Source organism: Galbibacter marinus (assembly GCF_000300875.1).
Taxonomy (GTDB): Bacteria; Bacteroidota; Bacteroidia; order Flavobacteriales; family Flavobacteriaceae; genus Galbibacter; species Galbibacter marinus.
In genome coordinates this window covers 18,884-41,965 of the sequence record NZ_AMSG01000001.1, presented here as the reverse complement: position 1 = coordinate 41,965, position 23,082 = coordinate 18,884, and the positions used below count along the sequence as shown (strand labels likewise).

The window sequence follows — 23,082 nt, the reverse complement described above, 5'->3', positions numbered from 1 at the left end:
ATTATCCTTGAATACCCATCCAAGTGCGCCTTGTGTTAAATCTGTATGGATCAAAAAAACATTTGAAGCAAGGTGTGATATAAAAAGTTAGATTCTCATACCTTTGTACTTCGTTCTTATTAGAAAAAAACAATAGCCTAGGTCCTTTAAAGGGCCCACGCTTGTAAATAAATTCATATGAGTAAAAATATCCGTAGAAGGGAGGCTTTAGTATATCATGCTAAGCCTCAGCCTGGAAAAATCAAGATTGTTCCAACCAAGCGTTATTCTACACAACGCGATTTGGCCTTGGCCTATTCACCAGGTGTTGCAGAGCCTTGTCTTGAAATAGCCAAGGATAAGGACAATGCTTATAAGTACACAACCAAAGGGAATTTGGTTGCCGTAATTACCAATGGAACTGCAGTCCTAGGGTTAGGGGATATTGGTCCAGAAGCTTCCAAACCTGTCATGGAAGGAAAGGGTTTGTTGTTTAAGATCTTTTCGGATATCGACGGTATTGATATTGAATTGGACACCAAGGATATCGATACTTTTGTGCAGACTGTAAAAACTATTGCACCTACCTTTGGAGGAATTAACCTAGAAGATATCAAGGCCCCAGAAGCCTTCGAAATCGAAAGAAGATTAAAAGAGGAATTAGACATTCCAGTAATGCATGACGATCAACATGGGACTGCAATTATTTCTGCCGCAGCTCTTCTCAATGCTCTGGAACTTGCGGAAAAGGAAATTGAATCTGTAAAGATCGTAATCAGCGGAGCAGGAGCTGCTGCGGTATCTTGTACAAGACTCTACAAAGCCTTTGGTGCTAGTGCATCCAATATCGTTATGTTGGATAGTAAAGGTGTGATTCGAAAAGATCGACCTGGTCTTAGTAAAGAGAAATTGGAATTTGCTACGGATCGTAAAATCGATACACTAGATGAGGCGATGGTAGATTGCGATGTATTCATTGGACTGTCTATCGCTGATATCGTTTCTGTAGAAATGTTAAAATCTATGGCAGCTAATCCAATTGTTTTTGCCATGGCAAACCCTGATCCTGAAATTGATTATCAATTAGCGATGGATGCTAGGGAAGATATCATTATGGCGACGGGTCGTTCTGACCATCCTAACCAAGTGAATAATGTTCTTGGGTTTCCATTTATCTTTAGAGGAGCACTGGATGTGCGTGCTACCAAAATTAATGAAGAAATGAAGATGGCCGCAGTTAAATCCTTAGCTGCCTTAGCCAAAGAAGCCGTACCTGAGCAGGTCAATATCGCTTATGGTGAAACCAAATTGAATTTTGGAAGAGACTATATTATTCCTAAACCATTTGATCCTCGTCTAATTGCAAGAGTTCCTCCCGCAGTAGCGAAGGCTGCTATGGAAAGTGGGGTTGCTAAAGCACCAATTGAAGACTGGATGAAGTACGAAGAGGAGCTTTTGCAACGCTTAGGGAATGACAATAAAATTGTGCGTCTTCTACACAACCGAGCTAAAACAAATCCTAAGAAGATTGTCTTTGCCGAAGGAGATCATTTAGATGTTCTAAAGGCAGCTCAAATTGTACATGACGAGGGTATTGCCCATCCTATCTTATTAGGAAATAGAGAAGTGATTTTGGAGCTGATGAAGGAAATTGACTTTGAGGCTGAAGTACAAATCATAGATCCTAAGAATGATGAGTGTCCTGAAAAAAAACAGCGGTATGCTGAAAAGTATTGGAAGGCAAGAAAACGCCATGGTGTGACCCTGTACGATGCTCAAAAGAAACTACGAGAGCGTAATTATTTTGCTGCCATGATGGTAAACGAAGGGGACGCTGATGGATTAATATCAGGTTATTCAAGAGCGTATCCTACCGTAGTCCGTCCGATGTTAGAGCTCATTGGCAAAGCGCCAGGAGTGAGTAAGGTGGCAGCAATGAACCTTATGATTACCCAGCGTGGTCCTATGTTTTTATCTGATACTTCCATCAATATTGATCCAACAGCCAAGGAATTGGCTAAAATTGCGCAAATGACCGCAATTACTGCAAAGATGTTCGGCGTTGAACCAGTAGTGGCAATGTTGTCCTATGCAAACTTTGGTTCTTCTAAAGACCAACGTGCCACTAAGGTTGGGGATGCCGTAGCGTACTTACATCGTCACTACCCAGAGATATTGGTGGATGGAGAATTGCAATCAGATTTTGCACTTAACAAAGAATTATTACAAAGTAAATTTCCATTTTCTAAACTAGCGGGACACAAGGTCAATACGTTGATCTTCCCAAATCTTGACTCTGCAAATGTCACCTATAAGATGATGAAAGAGTTATACGAGGCGGATTCAATTGGTCCTATTCTACTAGGAATGAACAAGCCTGTCCACATCCTACAATTAGGAGCAGCTGTAGAAGAGATTGTCAACATGACTGCAGTTGCCGTTGTTGATGCTCAAGAAAAAGAGAAAAAACAAAAGGCTGAACACGCCTGATAGGATTTGAGATTAAGTTCTTAATTTGTACGATACTCCAAATGTGGTTTAATTTAATTACATTTGGAGTATTAACATTTATTTAAGTAATGATTACACAGCTCAAAGGCAGATTAGTTGAAAAGAATCCAACCGATGTAGTTATAGATTGTAATGGGGTGGGATATGAGGTCCACATTTCCCTATTCACCTATTCGAAGATTACTTCTCAGGAGCAAATACATCTTTTTACCCATTTATTAATTAAGGAAGATTCCCATACATTGTACGGTTTTGTCGACAAGGCAGAGCGAGAAATTTTCCGTTTATTGATTTCTGTTTCAGGTGTTGGAGCAAGTACTGCTAGAACTATGTTGAGTTCCTTAAATCCTGTTGAAATAAGAGACGCAATAGCCACAGAGGACGTGGCAACTATTCAATCTGTCAAGGGAATTGGTGCTAAAACTGCTCAACGTGTTATTTTAGATTTGAAAGATAAAATCATAAAAATATACGATATTGACGAAGTTTTTGTAAGTTCGAATAATACTAACAAAGATGAAGCGTTAACGGCGTTAGAAGTACTAGGTTTTTCTCGAAAGCAATCAGAGAAGGTGGTTGAGAAAATTGTGAAAGAAAAAACCGATTTAAGTGTCGAAGAAATTATAAAAGACGCGCTTAAAAACCTATAACCAACTTGAAAACTAAATTAGGCCCTAAACTAATTAGACACCCATATTGGGTATTTTTTGCGTTCAGTTTTTTGCTGTTCACAAACACACTCCATGCGCAAGAGGAAACAGAAACTCCTCAGGACTCAACGCAAACAGGGGTTGCTTTAGGGCGCATTGAACTTCAGGATCCTGAAAGCATATCTTCTAAATACACCTATGATCCTATAACGGACAATTATATTTACACTCAAACCGTTGGTGGTTACGATATAAATTACCCAGTAATTTTATCCCCAGAACAATATCATGAGCTCATCTTAAAAGAGCAAATGAATAATTATTTCAATGATAAGATAGATGCGATTTCTGGTCGCCAGGGTAGCGATGAAGACCAGCGGAATCTACTTCCGAACTTTTATGTCAATTCTGATTTCTTTGAAACCATCTTCGGAGGGAACACCATCGAGGTAATCCCACAAGGATCGGTAGCTATGGATTTGGGGGTGAGGTATCAAAAGAATGACAACCCAGCACTTTCGCCTAGAAACCGAAGTAATATATCTTTTGATTTTGATCAACGGATTTCACTTAGTTTAATGGGTAAGGTCGGGGAGCGGCTATCAATTAATGCGAACTACGATACAGAGGCTACTTTTGATTTCCAGAATTTGATCAAGTTGGAATATACCCCAGATGAGGATAACATCATTCAAAGTATTGAGGTAGGTAATGTGAGTATGCCCCTCAATAGTAGTCTTATTAGTGGAGCCCAGAGTCTCTTTGGGATAAAAACAGCACTGCAGTTCGGTCGTACAACTATTACTGGAGTATATTCAGAACAGCGTTCCCAAAGTCGAAGTGTAGTTGCTCAGGGTGGGGGAACCATCAACGATTTTGAAATTATGGCCTTGGATTATGATGAAGATCGTCACTTTTTTCTATCGCATTTTTTCAGGGACCAATATGATACAGCCTTAGAGAACTACCCTTATATACGAAGCCAGATTCAAATTACACGCATTGAAGTTTGGGTAACCAACAGATCACAAAGAACACAGAATGTTAGAAACTTAGTGGCCCTACAGGATTTGGGAGAGCCCAATCCAGAGAATACACGTATTAATCTGAATGCTCCAGGTGGTTTTTTTAATAGCACCAATTCTTTACCCTCCAATCAGGCCAATGATTATGATCCCTTAGGAATAGCATCGGGAACATCTGTTTTAACCCCAGCTGTCAGGGATATTGCCACTGTAAAACAAGGGTTTAATCTCCCCTATACAGTCAATCAAGGTTATGATTACACTATTTTAGAAAATGCGCGTAAACTTGAGCCTAATAGAGAGTATACCATTGACCAGCAATTGGGGTATATATCGTTAAATCAACGTCTAAGTAATGATGAGGTTTTAGCCGTTGCATATCAATATACCTACCAAGGACAGGTATATCAGGTTGGAGAATTTGCCAATGATGGGGTTAATGCGACCGAATTCCAAGAGAACAATGGAATTGTAACTGAGGTAAACCCACAAGCCCTTGTGGTAAAAATGCTAAAGAGTAATATTACCCAAGTTAATGATCCTATTTGGGATCTTATGATGAAAAACTTTTATGCTACTACAGCATTTCAATTATCCCAAGAAGATTTTAAGCTTAACATCTTATATACCGACCCATCTCCAATTAACTATATTTCTCCTGTTGATGAGGCTACTTGGCCTACGGGTTTAGAGGAAAAAATACTGTTGAACGTATTTAATTTTGATCGGTTAAATACCTACAACGACCCCCAAAATGGAGGTGATGGTTACTTTGATTTCTTACCAGGGATCACAGTGGATACACAAAACGGAATTATTAAGTTTACCAAAGTAGAACCTTTTGGAGAATTCCTGTACGATGTCCTTGGTGGTGGAGATTATGATAATGATGACAACTACATTCAGAATGACAATCAGCGTAAATACGTGTATAGAAACATGTATAAGCAAACCAAATCAGCTTCTTTAGAAAATGCTGAAAAGAATAAATTCATGCTTAAAGGGCGTTATAAGGCAGAGAGTTCTGGAGGTATTCCATTAGGAGCCTTTAATGTTCCAAGAGGTTCTGTCCGCGTGACTGCTGGAGGTCGAATGTTGCAAGAAGGAATTGATTACACGGTGAACTATCAAGCTGGGACGGTTCAGATTTTGGATCCTGGACTAAGGGCTTCCAATACGCCAATTGAGGTTTCTGTTGAAAATAACGCCGTCTTTGGTCAACAAACCAGAAGATTTTCAGGAGTTCACATCGAACATCAATTTAATGAAAAGTTCTCCTTAGGAGGTACCTTTTTAAATATGAATGAAAGGCCTTTGACTCAGAAATCAAATTTTGGGGTTGAGCCTGTTAATAATTCGATTTTTGGTATCAACGGAACCTATTCTACAGAAATTCCGTTCTTGACACGTATGGTTAATAAATTGCCAAATATCGATACCGATGTAGCTTCTAGTTTATCCTTAAGAGGTGAATTTGCTTATTTATTACCTGGAGCACCTAAAAGTGCCGATTTTGATGGTGAAATAACCTCGTATTTAGATGATTTTGAAGGGGCACAATCATTTATTGATATTCGATCTGCTTTAGCTTGGTCACTGGCTAGTGTGCCAAGTAGTCCTGGAAATAGTCCTGATCGATTTGGAGGGAATCTTGAGAATGACAATGCAGCTTCTAGACATCAGAGGGCAAAATTATCCTGGTATACAATTGATCCTATTTTTTATAGTTCTCAGCGACCTGGTGGAGTGAGTAGTGATGATATTTCTAGCAATGATGCTCGACGTATTTTTATAGATGAGATATTCCCTCAACAAGATATTGCGCAAGGTCAAACCTTAGTTCAACCGACCTTGGATATCGCCTATTACCCACAAGAAAAAGGCCCTTATAATGACAATCAGAATTTTGAAGATCTTCCATCAGATCAGCGCTGGGGAGGGATTATGCGTTCTATTAGCAGTACCAATTTTGAACAATCCAATGTAGAGTACATTCAATTCTGGTTGCTAGATCCTTATTATCGGGATGGACAGTTAGCTGGTGAAGAAGGAGAGCTAGTTTTTAACCTTGGAAAAGTTAGTGAGGACATTTTAAAGGATGGTAGAAAGCAATATGAAAATGGGCTTCCTTTACAGGACAATCCAGCTCTTACCAATACAACTAATTTTGGTAAAGTACCCTCAACACAATCATTAGTCTATGCTTTTAACGCAAATACTGGCGATAGAATTAAGCAGGACGTAGGTTACGATGGTTTAAGCAATGATGAAGAGGCTAATTTTTACAATAACCCTGGGCCTGACCCAGCGCTCGATGATTATGAATTTTATCTGGATGCTACTGGAAGTATTCCGCAGCGCTATAAAAATTATAACAATCCCGAAGGGAACTCCCCTGTTGAGGTAGGAAATAACAGTCGCGGGTCTACCACACTTCCAGATGTTGAGGACATCGATCGAGATCTTACCATGAATACAGTGGAGAATTTTTTACAATATACCATTAGTATAAAACCAGGACTCAGCCGTAATGATGATTTTGTTACGGACATCCGAGAGGTTGAGATCGAAGCTCCCAATAGGGATTCCTATAGGGTTCGCTGGATTCAATTTAAGGTGCCTATTGCACAGAATGATGACGTTGGTGCTGAAATAGACAGACAGGCTATTTTGAGATCGATGAGTTTTATGCGTATGTACCTAACTGGTTTTGAACAAGAAGTTGTACTACGTTTTGCTACTCTGGATCTAGTACGCGGAGATTGGAGGCTTTATTCCAATAGCCTTCAACCGGATGTGGATAATGATAACAATGACGACCCTACGGTGGTAGACGTAAAAACCGTTAATATTCAGGAAAATGAACAGCGTTCGCCTATTCCATATAAGTTGCCTCCAGGAGTTGTTCGAGAACAGTTAAATAATAACAATACGATTATTCGTCAAAACGAGCAATCTTTGTCTTTTGCAGTGGAGAATTTGGAACCAGCCGATTCCAGAGGAGTCTTTAAAAATGTAGATATTGACGTACGTCAGTACAAACGCCTTAAAATGTTTATACATGCTGAACGTTATAAGGACATACCTGTTGCTGATGGAGATCTAGTGGCTTTCTTGCGTTTGGGAACGGATTTTACTCAAAATTACTATCAGGTGGAGATCCCCTTACAAATTACCCCAGGAGGAACTACGGATCCAGCAACAATTTGGCCCGATATAAATAATATTGATTTGCCTTTATCCTTACTCTCTAAGATCAAGGCTCAGGGAATTGCCGATGGAAACCTTCACCAGGCTGTTTTTTACGACCAGAACGCCAACCCTATAGATGAATTTGAAAAACTTGAGGTTGGCCAAATGAAAGTGGCAATTAAAGGAAATCCTAGTTTAGGGAATATCAGAGCGATGATGGTTGGGCTAAAAAACCCTAATACTGGTCCTGGTTCAATGGTAAGCGGGGAGGTGTGGTTTAATGAATTGCGATTGGCAGAATTGGATAACCAAGGCGGATGGGCAGCTGTGGCTGCGATGGATTTGAATATTGCTGATTTTGCTAATATTTCTACCACGGCCAATATGAGTACTTCAGGTTTTGGAAGTATTGATCAAATGCCTGGAGAGCGAAGTTTGGAAAATATTCGAGGCTATGCCTTAAATAGTAACGTGAACTTAGGTCAATTACTTCCTCAAGGTTGGGGAGTTCAACTACCGATGAACTACAGTATTTCTGAAGAATTGATTACACCTGAATTCGATCCCCTCTATCAAGATCTTAGATTGGATGATCGTATTGATGCAGCTTCAACATCAGCTCAAAAGGATGCTATTCGAAATCAAGCGGAGGATTACACCAAGCGCAGGAGTATTAACTTCATTGGTGTTAGAAAAAACAGGAGTGAAGAACAAAAAGCAAGGGTCTACGATATTGAAAATTTCACCTTTAATTTGGCCTACAACCAAATGGAGCACAGGGATTATGAAATAGAGAATCTTGAGGATCAACACGTACGAGCTGGCATTGTGTACAGCCATAACTTTCAGCCATTGGATATCGCACCACTTAAAAACGCTGATTCATTGCTAAATGATAAGTATTGGAGATGGTTAAAAGATTTTAATTTTAATTTGTTGCCAACAAGTATTTCTTTGAATTCCAATATCAACAGAAACTTTAACCGTCAGTCATTTAGGCAGGTGATCGAAGAGGGAAGTGAGTCTGACTTTTTGGGACTCCCAGAGGTGCAACAGCGGAACTATATGTTTGATTGGCAATATGCGATTAATTACAATTTGACCAAATCATTACAGTTTAACTTTACGGCTTCAAATAACAGTATTGTTAAAAATTATTTTTCACAAGCTGAAGATGGTGAACAGATCGTCAATAGGGATTTAGCTATTTGGGATGGGTTCTGGGACGTGGGTGATCCGAATCGTCATGCTCAGCAATTACAGGTAAACTATGACCTGCCTTTTGATAAGTTTCCTTTCTTAGATTTTATGTCAGCCACCTATGCCTATACTGGTAGTTTTGATTGGCAGCGTGGAAGTGATGTATTGACAGAGATTGCGGGGGAGCAGCTCAATACCATACAAAATGCTAACACCCATAATTTGAACGGTGCCCTGACCATGGATAAATTATATGCTACCCTTGGGCTCAAGCGCAAAGGTGGTGGATCAGGTACCACTAGAGGAACACTCCCAGTGGCGGATCCTAATGCTACTGAAGCCTCCAGCGATACGAAGCAGAAAAAGTACGGAATGTATAATACCTTTATTGATCTAGCCACTATGGTCAAGCGAATCAATGTAAGTTATTCGGAGAATCGCGGTAAGGTCCTCCCAGGATATACACCCTCAATCGGTTTTATCGGAACCCTTAAGCCTTCTTGGGGATTTGTGTTTGGAAGCCAGTCGGATGTTCGTTATCAGGCTGCACAAAAAGGATGGTTAACCACTTTCCCTGATTTTAATGATCAGTACATGTCTAGAAAGGCTAATCAATTAAATATTGCTGCAAATATCCAGCCTTTACAAGACCTCACTATTGATTTAGTGGCAGATAGACAATACTCAGAATCCTACGCTGAGAATTATTCTATTGAAGATCTTAACGCTGATGGTATCTTGGACTACAATCCTTTAATACAAAATAAGTATGGAGATTTTTCAATTTCCAGTCTTATGATTAGAACAGCATTTGATCAATCAGAGGAATCTCAATCTGAAACTTTTAATAAATTCAGCCAGAATAGGATTGTGATTGCTCAGCGTCTAGCAGGGGTGCCAATAAATCCAAATGCAACGGAATATCCTGAGGGATATGGACCTACCAATCAATCAGTATTATTGCCAGCTTTTGTGGCGGCCTATACAGGGAAAGATGCTTCCTCTGTTTCCACAGCGACCTTTAGAGATACACCAGTTCCAAATTGGACTTTAAAATATACTGGACTTATGAGAATCGGTTGGTTTAAGGATAATTTTAGACGATTTTCCTTAGCACATGGGTATCGTTCAAGCTATAGTATCAATAGTTTTAGATCTAATCTGGATTATGGGCAAGGCAGTCAATTTGATCAAGCAGGCAACTTTAAAAATCCACTTCTTATTACCAATGCGACCTTGGTAGAACAGTTCAATCCACTAATCCGTGTGGATTTTGAAATGGCAAATTCGCTAAGTGTTTTGGCTGAAATGAGAAAAGACAGGGCGCTATCCTTGAGTTTTGATAATAACTTGCTTACTGAGATGTCTGGAAATGAATATGTAGTTGGATTAGGTTACCGTATACCTAATATTCGATTTGTAACGCATCTTGGAGGGAGAAGAAGTGTGATGAGTGGGGATTTAAACCTAAAGGCCGATGTGTCTCTAAGAGATAATATTACCGTTATTAGAAATCTGGATATTAATACCAATCAGGTCACTGCTGGTCAGAATATTTGGGCTCTTAAATTTACCGCAGATTATGCTCTTTCTAAAAACTTAACAGCTCTTTTCTTTTACGATCATACCTTTTCGGAATTTAAAGTATCCACAGCCTTTCCCCAAACAACCATAAGAACTGGCTTTACTTTGAGGTATAATTTTGGAAATTAACAGTATTTCCTTTTGAAATCAAAAGTATAATGAATTACATTTGTCGAGCTAATAAATAAAATTGATGATATGAATATTCCTTCAGAATTGAAATACACCAAAGATCATGAGTGGATCAGAGTGGAGGGGGATGTTGTAACTATTGGAGTTACAGACTTCGCCCAAAGCGAATTAGGAGATATTGTTTATGTGGAGGTTGATACCTTAGATGAGACTCTTGATCGCGAAGAGGTTTTTGGTACAGTTGAGGCTGTAAAAACGGTTTCTGATTTGTTTTTGCCACTTTCAGGAGAAATTACTGAATTTAATGAGGCGCTGGAAGATGCACCAGAGCTTGTTAATTCGGATCCTTATGGAGAAGGTTGGATGATAAAATTGAAGTTTTCTAATCCTGCGGAATTAGATGAGTTATTAAGCGATGTCGATTACAAAGCGCTTATTGCAGGTTAAGAAGTCTTATGTTCTTATAATGGCTATGCTTTGGTTGATTTTAGTAACCATAGCATGTTTGGTTCCAGTAGGCATCGTAAGGGATGTTGAACCAGATTTTAAAATATCAGATAAAATTGCACACGGTTTTTTTTACTTTGTAAATACGATATTGTGCTTCTTATATTTTTATAAGCCCGATTTAAAAAGTATCTTGCTGAAGGTTTCGCTTTTTTCCTTTTTTTATGGCATAATAATTGAGGTATTACAATTAGTGTTGCCTTTTGGAAGAAGTGCTGAGTTTACTGATGTTCTAGCAAATGCAGCAGGTATTTTGCTAGCCGTTCTGCTTATAAAGTTTGGATTCTTGAAAAGGGTGAAGAATTAATGGTATTGCGTTAAAATAGAAGAATTAATTGGAAAATAAATAAATAAATATTTAAATTAGCAAACAAATAATATAGATTATGGAACTTAAGAAGAATCCAAAAGCCGATATAAGACGTTACAGCGGAATATTTTTCGCTTTTGGTCTTGCTGTTGCGTCCGCTCTCATGTGGGCAGCGATAGAGTATAAGCAATACGACAAGAAAGAGGCATTTGATTATGTGATGGATGTCGATGATCAGCTTGAAGAAGAGGTGCCAATGACAGAACAACTGAAAACACCGCCACCACCACCGCCACCACCAGCAGCTCCTGAAATCATACAGGTTGTTGAGGATGAGGAAGAAGTGGAGGAAACCATTATTGAGTCTACCGAGACCAATCAGGATGAAATAGTTGAGGTTGAGGAGATCGTAGAGGTTGAAGTTCCAGTTGATGTGGATGTTCCATTTACTGTAATTGAGGATAAACCTATGTTCCCACAGTGTGAGGGGGTTCCAAAAGCTGAACAGTTTGCTTGTTTTAAAGAAAACCTTGATAAACACGTTAGAAAGACGTTTGAATATCCAGAGATTGCTCAAGAAATGGGGATTCAGGGGAGAGTTTACGTAAACTTCCGTATTAATAAAGATGGTACTATTACCATTTTAAACACCAGAGCACCAGATAAGAGTTTGGATAAAGAAGCTCGTAGAATTATTAATACACTGCCTAAGCTTATCCCAGGTAAACAAAGAGGTAGACCAACTCCAGTAACCTTCGCTTATCCAATTGTGTTTAAATTGAATTAAGAGATAAATTATCAAATAATATATAAAAAGAGTCTGAGTTTTAATTCAGGCTTTTTTTATTTATACACTTCTGTCTGTAAATCATTGGATAAAATTCTTTTCTGCGCTATCTTTGCAGCCGAATTAATCATAGTAAAGGTATTTCACGTTTGAGAGAATGTGTAAAACTTAGTTAGAATGGCATTGAGCACAGCAACCAATAGAACAGTATCTCTTGCGCTTATAGTTGACGATTTTAAGCAAATCACTAAAGTTGGTTTAACTTTAAGTGTTGTGTTTTCTTCACTTATGGGATATTTGCTAGGTGCTGATGTTATTAGTTTAAAAGAAATCTTAATACTATCTATTGGTGGATATTTCACCGTTGGAGCTTCCAATACATTTAATCAAATTATAGAGCGTGATTTAGACGCTCAGATGGATAGAACGGCTAATCGTCCTATTGCATCTGGGAGAATGTCTGTCAATACTGCCTTGGCTATTGCGACCACTTGTGCGATTCTTGGTATTGTAACGCTTTATTATTTGAATCCTAAAACGGCGATGTTTGGAGCGATTTCTTTGTTTCTTTACACCTGTGTATATACGCCTCTTAAGACTGTTACTCCGCTGGCTGTTTTTGCAGGAGCCTTTCCTGGAGCCATTCCATTTATGTTAGGGTGGGTAGCGGTAACTAATGATTTTGGTGTTGAGCCAGGTACCTTATTTATGATTCAATTCTTTTGGCAGTTTCCACATTTTTGGGCTATTGGATGGTCGCTACATGATCAGTATTCTAAAGCAGGTTTTAAAATGTTGCCATCAGGCAAAAGAGATAAAGCTACTGCCTTGCAAATTGTGATGTATACCTTTTGGATGATATTGGCATCTATTTTTCCAGTCACTGGACTCACAGGTTCACTTGAATTATCAATAACTTCAGCCATACTTATATTTTTACTTGGTGTTGTTATGTTGGTGTACGCCTTCCGTCTTTATCAAAGAAAAGATAATAAATCAGCAAAAGCATTAATGCTCGCTAGTGTTAGCTATATATCATTAATGCAAATTATATACGTTTTAGATAAATTTTTAAGTTGATGGATTTAACACAGGGGAGTTTTGAGATGAAAATGGCCAGGGCAAAGAAAATGATGCTTTGGTTCGGAATGATTAGTGTAGCAATGATGTTTGCTGGTCTCACTAGTGCGTATGTTGTCAGTAAATCCAGACCTGATTGGGTATCGCAAATCGATATACCAGCACAATTTTTATATAGTACCATTGCCATAGTGCTGAGTAGTTTTACTTTTATAATAGCCAAAAAAGCCATTCAAAAAGGCAACAGACGCAATGCTACATCTTTTTTATTAGCTACATTTGTATTAGGTTTAGTATTTGTGATATTACAATTTCAAGGGTTCGCTAAATTCATTGAAGCTGGTTTTTATTTCACTGGAAGTGAAAGTACAATCACAACCTCTTTTCTATATGCGATTATTTTTTCGCATTTAGTGCATTTATTTGGGGGCTTAATCGTACTATTAGTAGTAATTTATAATCATTTTAAAGAGAAATATAAACCAGGTCAAACCCTTGGTTTAGAGTTAGGTGCGATGTTTTGGCACTTTCTGGACTTTTTATGGGTTTATTTGATTTTATTTTTCTATTTCTTTAGATAAAGAAAAAACGTAAATTTGACAAATTTTTAAATATTAAGAATACTCTAACATTTATGGAAGCTACTGTTACAACAGGTTCTGAAGAAAAAGTATGGAGTGGTGGAAATCAACCGATGGGAGCCAGCTACGGAAAGATGATGATCTGGTTTTTTATCGTATCTGATGCACTTACTTTTTCTGGATTTTTAGCCGCTTATGGTTTTTCTCGTTTTAAATTTATTGATAGCTGGCCAATAGCCGATGAAGTGTTTAATCACTTCCCGTTCTTACATGGTGTAGATGCACCGATGTACTATGTGGCTTTAATGACTTTTATTCTGATTTTCTCCTCCGTGACTATGGTGCTCGCCGTTGATGCTGGACATAAAATGGATAAAGCAAAGGTCACTTTCTATATGTTACTTACCATTATTGGTGGTCTTATATTTCTTGGATCTCAAGCTTGGGAGTGGAAAAACTTTATAAAAGGTCAATATGGAGCTATTGAGACGACTTCAGGACGAATTTTCCAATTTGTTGATGCCAGTACTGGAGAGCGTGTTGCGCTTTCAGACTTTGCTGTTTCATTAAATGAAGATCGCATTACGCATTCAGCTAACAAGGGAGTCTGGTATGAATCTGAAAGACCTCTTACAACATTTTCTTTAAATGAAGTGATTGCCGGTTTTGAGGCAAACTCCAATATAGTGGTTAGAACTGAAACAAATGCCGCAGAAGGTGGTAAGGTGATTTTGGATCGCCAGCAAACAGCTGAAACTTTGGCTAAGGCTACTGCAGTTGTTGAAGGAGCAAATCTAGTTCACAACGAATACGGACATCCATTGTTTGCTAACTACTTTTTCTTTATTACTGGATTTCACGGATTCCACGTATTTACCGGGATCTGTATTAATATTCTTATTTTCTTCAATGTTATTTTAGGAACCTACGAAAGAAGAAATAGCTACGAAATGGTAGAAAAGGTGGGTCTATACTGGCACTTTGTGGATCTTGTATGGGTCTTTGTATTTACTTTCTTCTATCTTGTATAATCAATATTACTAATAAAAATGGCACACGTACACGAATCAAATACCAAAAGAATCTGGAATGTATTTATAATACTTTCTGTAATCACACTAGTGGAAGTTGTTCTTGGTATCATTAGGCCTGCATCATTAGAGGCGCACGTATTAGGAATGAAAATTCTAAACTGGATCTTTATTATCTTGACCGTCATTAAAGCATATTACATTGCTTGGGCATTTATGCACCTAGAAGGCGAAAAGGGCAGTATGAGATGGAGTGTGGTATTACCGTTGATTATATTAATACCTTATTTGATATTTATAATCTTGGTTGAGGGCGATTATACCCATGAGGTTCTCAAACATGGCTTTCAGAGCTGGGATTTCTAATACTTTAACAATACTTTAAAGGCGGTTTTAGACCGTCTTTTTTATTTTTGTAGATTGATAATTAATGCCGAGCTAAATGAAGAAATATATTGTTCTTAGTATACTGTTAATCCTTCCTATTGCGGTTTATATATTCTTTTCCTCAGGTGTTAACAACTTTGGAAGATTACCTGTCTTACACACTCCTGTTCAAGAATTGGTTGGCTTAGAAGATCACAAAGGTGAGCAAGTACAATTTACCGATCAAATCACTATTCTTACTTTCTTAGGCAGTGAAATTAGTTCCCATAAATTAAACGCCTTTAATCTGAATCAAAAGATTTATAAGCGATTTAATGGTTTTCACGATTTTCATATGATCGTACTTCTTCCTGAAAAAGCAAGAGAACAAGTGGATACCCTTCGTCAAGAACTCAGTGGTTTTACCGATATTAAAAATTGGCATTTTGTATACGGACCAGAAGAGACTATTAAAGATGTTTTTAATAGCTTGAATTCACCATATACACTAGATCAGACCCTATACTCTCCTTATGCTTTTATAATAGATAAGGATGCGTCTTTAAGAGGTCGTACCGATGATAAAGATACCCAAGAGCCTTTCTTTGGTTATGATGCCACCTCAGTAGCCGTTTTACACAATAAAATGGTGGATGATGTAAAGGTGTTACTCGCAGAGTATCGACTCGCTCTTAGAAAGAACGGGAATGCTAGCAGTAGAGATTCTTATCTAAAGATGCCAAATAAAAAAGACTCGAAATAATCCTTAATAACCGTGTATTGTGAAAAATAAATCTTACATATTAGTTGGTTTTGTGATCCTGGTATTTGGGATCTATTTTGTTCCTAAAATTGTAAGTCGTATCCAAAATGGAACTGTTGTGGATACCAACAGACATTCCATTGGCAAAGAAACAGCTTCAAGTGAGAGTTTGGTAGAAATAGGAAAAGTTCCTCGTTTTGAATTTGTCAATCAAAACAATGATACCATTACAAATGATGACTATCGTGGCAAGGTATATTTGGTGGAGTTTTTCTTTACCAGCTGTCCATCGATTTGTCCAATTATGAACTCAAATTTAGTGAGGCTCCAAAACGCCTTTAGGAAATCATCTGAAGAGTTTGGAATCGCTTCCTTTACAATAGACCCAACAAATGATACTCCTGAGGTATTAAAGGCCTATGCTGATAAATACGAAGTCAGAAACCCAAACTGGCATTTGATGACAGGAGATTTGGAGACCATCTATAAGCTAGCCAATACTGGCTTTAACTTATATGCAGGTATTAATCCAAATGCAGAAGGAGGTTTTGAACATTCTGGCTTTTTTGCCTTAGTAGATAAAAAAGGGTATATAAGATCGCGGGTAGATAACTTCGGAAATCCGATAGTATACTACGATGGTACTCAGGACAGCGGAGTTAAGATGTTGGAACAAGATATTAGATTGCTATTAAACCAAGAATAATGGAGCAGACAATGACAGCGGAGAAACGCTATAAAAAGTGGATTGTGACTTTTTCAATTGTTATTCCACTACTAGTGGCTGTTTTATTTGGAATTAAAATCCCAAATGCCGAGCCTTTAACATTCTTACCCCCTATATACGCCACAATTAATGGACTGACAGCTGTATTGTTAGTGGTAGCTTTCTTTGCGATTAAGTCTGGTAATATGAAGTTGCATCAACGGCTAATGAAAACCTGTATTGGGCTCTCAGTGGCATTTTTAGCCATGTATATGGCCTACCATATGACTTCAGATTCTACCCCTTTTGGTGGTACAGGTTGGGTTAGAAACCTATACTTTTTCATCCTGATTTCTCATATATTATTGTCAATTGTAATTATCCCATTAGTACTGATTACCTTTGTTAGAGGTTTTTTTGGAGAGTATAAAAGACATGCAAAGATTGCAAGATATACCTTTCCGTTATGGTTATATGTAGCGGTAAGTGGTGTGGTTGTTTATTTAATGATTTCACCGTATTACGTCAATTAGTTTAAAATATAAAGTATGAATTGGTTCAAAACACTCATTGTTATTCTATTACTTATGCTGACTCCGGAATTGATGTCAGCTCAATGTGCTATGTGTAGAGCCGCATTAGAGACTGGCGGTGGAGAGGCAATGGCTAAGGGGGTCAATAATGGGATAATGTATTTAATGGCAGTCCCTTATATATTAATAGCGGTAATTGGCTTTTTTATATTTAAAAAAATGAAATAATTCGTTTTCTCAAACCCTTAAATGGTTATTTAACTAAGGTAAATTGAGAAAAAAGGATTTCCGCCTAGGTTTTTAACAAATATTTTACATTTTTGTTGTAACAAAATTAGGGTTTTGGTGTCTTATAGGTGTATCTATAACGAGAAGTCTTATTTTGTATCAAGACAACTCAACCAAAACTATAGAAAACCTAACCATCATGATCGAAATAAAAGGCCTTCATAAGTCTTACCACATGGGGAGTAATTCCCTTCATGTTCTTAAGGGAATCAATTTTAATGTCAAAGAAGGCGAGCTTGTAGCAATTATGGGTTCATCGGGTTCTGGTAAATCAACTTTACTTAACATCTTGGGGATGTTAGATAGTTTGGATGAAGGAGAATATATACTTGATGGCGTACCAATTAAGAATCTTAACGAAACCAAAGCTGCAAACTATCGCAATAAATTTCTAGGGTTCATTTTTCAATCATTTAATCTTATTAATTACAAATCCGCGTGGGAAAACGTAGCCTTGCCTTTGTACTATCAAGGAGTTAATAGAAAGGAGCGCAAAGAACGTGCGGTGAAACATTTGGCGTCCGTCGGACTTGAACCTTGGATTGATCATTTACCGAGTGAATTATCGGGGGGGCAAAAACAAAGGGTAGCTATTGCTAGAGCACTTGCTGCTGAACCCAAAGTGATGTTAGCCGATGAGCCTACGGGAGCTTTGGATAGTAAGACCTCTTACGAAGTAATGGATTTAATCCAAAAGATCAATGATCAAGGTAAGACCATTCTGGTGGTAACCCACGAGGATGACATTGCCCAAATGTGTAAACGTGTGGTGCATTTAAAAGACGGGCTTATCGTTGAAGATACTTTAGTGAACCAAGTTAGAGCTTCTGAGCATGTTTAGTAGAGATCTCTGGTCGGAAATATTTCACAGTATTAGGAGTAATAAGCTTCGTACCTTCCTTACCGGCTTTTCGGTGGCTTGGGGTATCTTTATTTTGGTACTTCTGCTTGCCTCAGTGGATGGAATGCAGAATGGCTTTATGAAGCAATTTGGTGATGATGCAACTAATTCGATCATTGTTTTTCCTAGTACCACCACAAAGCCTTATGGAGGTTTTGAAAAAGGTAGAAGAATTCAATTAGACAATGAGGATGTAGACTTTATAAAAAGAAGTTTCCCTGGATATTACGAGTATATATCACCAAGAATTTCTAAAAGTGTTGATGCACGGCATCTCTCTGAAAGGGGTAACTATACGATAAATGCCGTAAATCCTGAAAACATATTTATTGAAAAGGTCACCATAGATAAGGGCCGCTTTATCAATGGGAGTGATATGAGAAACACCTCTAAGGTGGTTGTCATGGGAACGGTTGTTGCTCAAGAATTGTTTAAACAAGAAGATCCCATAGGGAAAAATGTCGTTTTAAATGGACTATCTTACAAAGTGGTAGGAGTGTTTTCCGATGATGGAAATGAGCGTTCTGAACGCAATATGTATACCCCAATTACCACTTTGCAACGGCTCTATAGCAATACCACTGATGTGGATCGAATTTCCCTGACATACAACCCGACATTTAACTATGCCGAGGCCATTAACTTTTCAGATATTATTGAAAAGTCATTAAAGAGAAGGCTGATTATAGATCCAGATGATCAAGGAGCACTGTATATCAATAATTACGCAGAAGGTTTTGCCGATGTAGCAAACTTTACAGGGATGCTATCTATGATTAGTATCGCTATCGGGGTACTGATTTTAATTGCGGGTATTGTAGGAATCGGAAATATCTTGGTTTTCATTATTAAGGAACGCACTAAGGAAATTGGAGTGAGAAAAGCCTTAGGAGCTAAACCGTTCGATGTCATTAAATTAGTTTTAATGGAATCCGTTATTATTACCTCCATCTCTGGACTTGGAGGGATGGTCTTTGCAATGGGATTGGTATCGTTAATCTCACCGATAGTCGATGCGCCTGCCTTTTCCAATCCATCGGTAGACAATGCAACGGTGATAACCTCCACCATTGTACTGATAGTGGCGGGGCTTTTAGCAGGATTAATTCCAGCCGTAAAAGCAGCGAAAGTAAAACCAATTGTAGCACTAAGAGCAGATTAACTATGGGACTATTTGATAAAGATCTTTGGAGTGAGGTGTTCAGCACACTGACCAAAAATATGCTCAGAACCATTCTGACTACCCTGGGTGTTATTTTTGCGATCATTATTTTGATTCTCTTACTTGGCGCAACCACTGGAATGTCTAATGGTTTTAATAAAATATTTGCAGGGACCGCTGCCAATAGTATGTTTATGTGGAGTCAATCGACTTCTATTGCATATGGTGGTTTTGAAAGAGGACGACATATTGATTTTACCCTTGAAGACGTAGAGATGATTAAGCGTCAAGTAGATGAAGTGGAATTGATATCTCCTAGAATTCAACTAGGTGATTTTGGAGGGACATCTTCAGTGATGCGTAATGGACAATCAAGTGGTTCTTCAGTTTATGGAGATTACCCAACAATTGACCAAGTTTCCAAAAAGCGAATAGTCGAAGGTCGATTCTTGAATCAGAATGATATGGATCAAGCAAAAAAAGTCTGTGTCATTGGAGTGGATACTTATAAATTACTGTTTAATAAAGGTGAAAATGCCATTGGTAAGACCATACAGATTAATGGGATTTACTTTTCTGTAATAGGTATTTTTAAAAAGAACGACAATATTAATTTTGAAGGAGAAAACGCGGTGTTTGTACCTTTTTCAACCTTCCAGCGCGCTTTTAATACGGGAGATAAAATTGGATGGATGGCTATATTGGTCGATCCTGATAAAGAAGTATCCGTTGCGGAAACTAAGATTAAAAGTCTGATGAAACAAAAATACAATGTACATCCTGATGATATCCGTGCATTTGGTTCGTTCGACTTATCGGAGATTTTTAAAGGAATCAGCGCCTTTACCTTGGTATTACAAGGATTTGCCTTTTTTGTTGGAATCTTTACCCTTTTAGCAGGAGTTATTGCAGTGAGTAATATTCTACTCATAACAGTAAAAGAGCGAACCAATGAAATTGGAGTGCGAAGGGCATTAGGAGCTACACCAAAGATCATAAAGCGACAAATAATTCTTGAATCTATTGTACTGACCACTTTTGCAGGCCTCATTGGATTTGTGATCTCCGTAGCTTTATTACATCTGTTGGATTATAAATTTGGATCTTCATCAGATTTTCCATTTACCAATCCCACAGTAGGAATAGGACAGATTGTGATCTCATTTATACTGATGGTCGGTCTTAGCATGTTAATAGGATTAATACCGGCAAATAGAGCCGTCAAAATAAAACCAATAGAAGCATTAAGAGAGGAATAAATAACTACAACCATGAAGAAAATTTTTAAATACGTTTTAATTGTAATAGGAGTACTTTTAGTCCTATACGCTGTGGCTAGAGTATTGAAGACCAATAGCAAACCAGCTGTTACTTATGACACAGCCGTTGCCACTGAAGAAACGATTACTAACAGAGTATTAGCTACTGGAAAAGTAATACCTGAGGACGAGGTGCTTATTAAACCACAAATCTCCGGAATTATTGAAAGTATCCTAGTTGAGGAAGGAGATCAATTAAAATCTGGAGATCTCATAGCTACCATTAAGGTCGTTCCAAATGAACAGTCCCTTGTGAGTGCTAGAGGTCGCGTTCGAAATGCGGAAATTGCTCTAGGGAATGCACAGATTGAATATGATCGAAATAAAAAATTATTTGATAAAGGTGTGGTTGCTAGTCAAGATTTCTTAGCCATAGAATTGCAGTACAATCAAGCCAAACAAGAATTGGAAAATGCAAGAAACGATTTTCAGATTATTCGCGTGGGATCTGCTGGTGGTTCTGCAACTGCTAACACCAATATTCGAGCTACTGTAGATGGTACTGTGCTAGAAATTCCAGTAAAGGAAGGGGATCAAGTTATCGAGGCGAATAACTTTAATGATGGAACCTCCATTGCTACTATTGCCGATATGTCTAAAATGATTTTTGAAGGGCAAGTAGATGAAGCAGAAGTAGAGAAACTAGAAATAGGAATGCCTATTACTATTAAACTTGGTGCTATGCAGTCAGAGGATTTTGACGCTAAACTGAAATTTATTGCACCAAAAGGTGTTGAAGATCAGGGTGCCGTTCAGTTCACAATTGAAGCTAATATTGAAATACCAGATAGTGTATTTATCCGTGCTGGATATAGCGCTAACGCCTCAATTATACTTGAGAAAAAAGAGAATGTTTTAGCCATAAAAGAAGCTTGGTTACAGTTTGATAAGGAAACTGAAAAACCTTATGTTCAAGTTCAAATAGGAGAAAATGAGTATGAGCGTAGAGACCTAGAATTGGGAGTTTCAGATGGTATTAATGTTGAGATTATTTCTGGACTTACAGCATCGGATAAGATTAAGGTTTGGAACAAGACAGAACCTATGGAAACAGGGCCAGAAGAAAATAATTCCTAAGTGAAAAATAGCTAAGACAAAATTTATGAAGTTTAAAATAGTATTAGTAGCCGTTTTGGCCGTGGCCTTTAGCCATGCACAGGAAAAAAAATTATGGACCTTAGAGGAATGTGTCCGTTATGCAGAGGAGCATAACCTTACCATCCAACAAGCAGAATTGGATATGGAGAATGCGGCGATCGATAAGTCGGACGCCATAGGTGATTTTATACCAAGTATAAATGCTCAAGCATCCGCTTCTTCAAGTACAGGGTATTCTATCGATCCAACGACCAACAGTTTTGTGAATCAAAAGTTCTTTAATGTAACACCTTCCATTTCATCCTCCTTGACCTTGTTCGATGGCCTAAGAAACTTTCACCAACTAAATCGTGCCAAACTTTATGCGCTTTCGGTACAATACCAATCCGAAGATATAAAAGATGATATCCGCTTGGCGGTGGCAAATGCATATCTACAGATTCTATCTAATAGAGAAACTCTCAATGTGTTTAAGGCACAATACAGATCCACTCAACAGGACTTAGAGCGTACCAATGAACTTGTAGAGAATGGTGTGCTTCCTAAAGGAGACTTGTTGGAAATTCAAGCAACCGCTGCTAATCAAGAACAACAGATAGTGGCTGCGGAGAACAGTGTTCTTATTTCTAGAATTTCACTTGCACAATTATTACAGATTACGGATTACCAAAACTTTGATGTGGTTGATCAAGGGTATATGATTCCTGATGATGCTATTTTGGATGTGCCCTTACATGAAATCTATGAAAAGGCTACAACAGTTATGAATACTATCAAGGTATCGCAATCAAAAGTTGAGGTAGCAGAAAAAGACCTCGACATTGCCAAAGGTGCTCGATATCCTACTTTATCAGCTTTTTTTCAGTACAATACAAGGTACTCTGATAATGCCGTTTATCCAGGATTTGAAGATCCAAATACAGGACAATATATTCCCGGTGGAGATATTGGGTTTATGGATCAGTTATGGTTGCAGGATGGGATTTCATATGGTGTACAAATAAACATTCCCATACTCAATGGATTCAGTGTGAATAATAACATTAAAAGAAATAAAATTTTAGTGGAGCGTTCTAAACTACAATTGCAGCAGGATAGATTACAATTGGAGACTGATGTAAGTCAAGCTTATGTTGATGTTCAAGGTTCTTTTAAGAGTTATCAAGCAGCTGATAAGACCGTGGAGGCAAGACGCACCGCCTACCAGTATGCCCAAGAGCGCTATAATGTAGGTTTGATGAATAGTTTTGATTACTCCCAAGCCCAGGCAAGACTAGATGATGCCGAAGCTACCCTAATTCAGACCAAATACGATTATATTTTTCGATTAAAACTTCTACAGTTTTATTATGGAATTCCTTTGGAACAATGGTAGAA

19 protein-coding genes are annotated in these 23,082 nt (G+C 38.0%); all 19 read left to right on the top strand.

Annotated features, from left to right (window positions below):
• The first annotated feature begins 177 nt into the window (after window positions 1–177).
• The 19 genes from I215_RS00190 to I215_RS00100 all read left to right on the top strand — a co-directional run bounded on the left by I215_RS00190 (window position 178) and on the right by I215_RS00100 (window position 23,080).
• Entirely contained in the window at window positions 178–2,469 is a 2,292-nt protein-coding gene (locus I215_RS00190) for an NADP-dependent malic enzyme (RefSeq protein WP_008989916.1), read from the top strand.
• A gap of 89 nt (window positions 2,470–2,558) precedes the next feature.
• Window positions 2,559–3,140, top strand: coding sequence for a Holliday junction branch migration protein RuvA (gene ruvA / locus I215_RS00185; protein WP_008989915.1), 582 nt, complete (start codon window positions 2,559–2,561; stop codon window positions 3,138–3,140).
• Between the two features lie 5 nt (window positions 3,141–3,145).
• Window positions 3,146–10,270: a T9SS outer membrane translocon Sov/SprA gene (gene sov, locus I215_RS00180; protein WP_008989914.1), complete on the top strand. Its 7,125-nt coding sequence runs from the start codon at window positions 3,146–3,148 to the stop codon at window positions 10,268–10,270.
• Between the two features lie 69 nt (window positions 10,271–10,339).
• Entirely contained in the window at window positions 10,340–10,720 is a 381-nt protein-coding gene (gene gcvH / locus I215_RS00175; protein ID WP_008989913.1) for a glycine cleavage system protein GcvH, read from the top strand.
• A gap of 19 nt (window positions 10,721–10,739) precedes the next feature.
• Complete coding sequence (locus I215_RS00170) at window positions 10,740–11,087, top strand: VanZ family protein (protein WP_008989912.1); 348 nt, start codon at window positions 10,740–10,742, stop codon at window positions 11,085–11,087.
• 79 nt (window positions 11,088–11,166) lie between these two features.
• On the top strand, window positions 11,167–11,877 hold the full coding sequence (locus I215_RS00165; RefSeq protein ID WP_008989911.1) for an energy transducer TonB: 711 nt from the start codon (window positions 11,167–11,169) through the stop codon (window positions 11,875–11,877).
• Window positions 11,878–12,054: 177 nt separating this feature from the next.
• On the top strand, window positions 12,055–12,957 hold the full coding sequence (cyoE, locus tag I215_RS00160; protein ID WP_008989910.1) for a heme o synthase: 903 nt from the start codon (window positions 12,055–12,057) through the stop codon (window positions 12,955–12,957).
• Window positions 12,957–13,538, top strand: coding sequence for a cytochrome c oxidase subunit 3 (locus tag I215_RS00155; RefSeq protein WP_008989909.1), 582 nt, complete (start codon window positions 12,957–12,959; stop codon window positions 13,536–13,538). The genes cyoE and I215_RS00155 overlap by 1 nt, the downstream gene beginning before the upstream one ends.
• Window positions 13,539–13,591: 53 nt before the next feature.
• Window positions 13,592–14,569 carry a cytochrome c oxidase subunit 3 gene (locus I215_RS00150; RefSeq protein WP_008989908.1) on the top strand — a complete coding sequence of 326 codons (978 nt, stop codon included), beginning with the start codon at window positions 13,592–13,594 and terminating at the stop codon, window positions 14,567–14,569.
• An 18-nt stretch (window positions 14,570–14,587) separates the two neighbouring features.
• Window positions 14,588–14,935 (top strand): cytochrome C oxidase subunit IV family protein, encoded by a 348-nt coding sequence (locus tag I215_RS00145; protein WP_008989907.1) that lies wholly within the window; start codon window positions 14,588–14,590, stop codon window positions 14,933–14,935.
• A 76-nt stretch (window positions 14,936–15,011) separates the two neighbouring features.
• Window positions 15,012–15,698 (top strand): hypothetical protein, encoded by a 687-nt coding sequence (locus I215_RS00140; RefSeq protein ID WP_008989906.1) that lies wholly within the window; start codon window positions 15,012–15,014, stop codon window positions 15,696–15,698.
• A gap of 19 nt (window positions 15,699–15,717) precedes the next feature.
• Window positions 15,718–16,404, top strand: coding sequence for an SCO family protein (locus tag I215_RS00135; protein ID WP_008989905.1), 687 nt, complete (start codon window positions 15,718–15,720; stop codon window positions 16,402–16,404).
• Window positions 16,404–16,937: a DUF420 domain-containing protein gene (locus tag I215_RS00130; protein WP_008989904.1), complete on the top strand. Its 534-nt coding sequence runs from the start codon at window positions 16,404–16,406 to the stop codon at window positions 16,935–16,937. Before I215_RS00135 ends, I215_RS00130 begins: the two co-directional genes overlap by 1 nt.
• 15 nt (window positions 16,938–16,952) lie before the next feature.
• Window positions 16,953–17,165 carry a hypothetical protein gene (locus I215_RS00125; RefSeq protein WP_008989903.1) on the top strand — a complete coding sequence of 71 codons (213 nt, stop codon included), beginning with the start codon at window positions 16,953–16,955 and terminating at the stop codon, window positions 17,163–17,165.
• A 199-nt stretch (window positions 17,166–17,364) separates the two neighbouring features.
• Window positions 17,365–18,066 carry an ABC transporter ATP-binding protein gene (locus I215_RS00120; RefSeq protein WP_008989902.1) on the top strand — a complete coding sequence of 234 codons (702 nt, stop codon included), beginning with the start codon at window positions 17,365–17,367 and terminating at the stop codon, window positions 18,064–18,066.
• Window positions 18,059–19,288, top strand: a complete 1,230-nt coding sequence (locus tag I215_RS00115; protein ID WP_008989901.1) for an ABC transporter permease — start codon at window positions 18,059–18,061, stop codon at window positions 19,286–19,288. The genes I215_RS00120 and I215_RS00115 overlap by 8 nt, the downstream gene beginning before the upstream one ends.
• Before the next feature lie 2 nt (window positions 19,289–19,290).
• Window positions 19,291–20,547, top strand: coding sequence for an ABC transporter permease (locus I215_RS00110; RefSeq protein ID WP_008989900.1), 1,257 nt, complete (start codon window positions 19,291–19,293; stop codon window positions 20,545–20,547).
• Between the two features lie 12 nt (window positions 20,548–20,559).
• Window positions 20,560–21,684, top strand: coding sequence for an efflux RND transporter periplasmic adaptor subunit (locus I215_RS00105; RefSeq protein WP_008989899.1), 1,125 nt, complete (start codon window positions 20,560–20,562; stop codon window positions 21,682–21,684).
• A gap of 25 nt (window positions 21,685–21,709) precedes the next feature.
• Window positions 21,710–23,080, top strand: coding sequence for a TolC family protein (locus I215_RS00100; protein ID WP_008989898.1), 1,371 nt, complete (start codon window positions 21,710–21,712; stop codon window positions 23,078–23,080).
• Window positions 23,081–23,082: the final 2 nt, after the last annotated feature.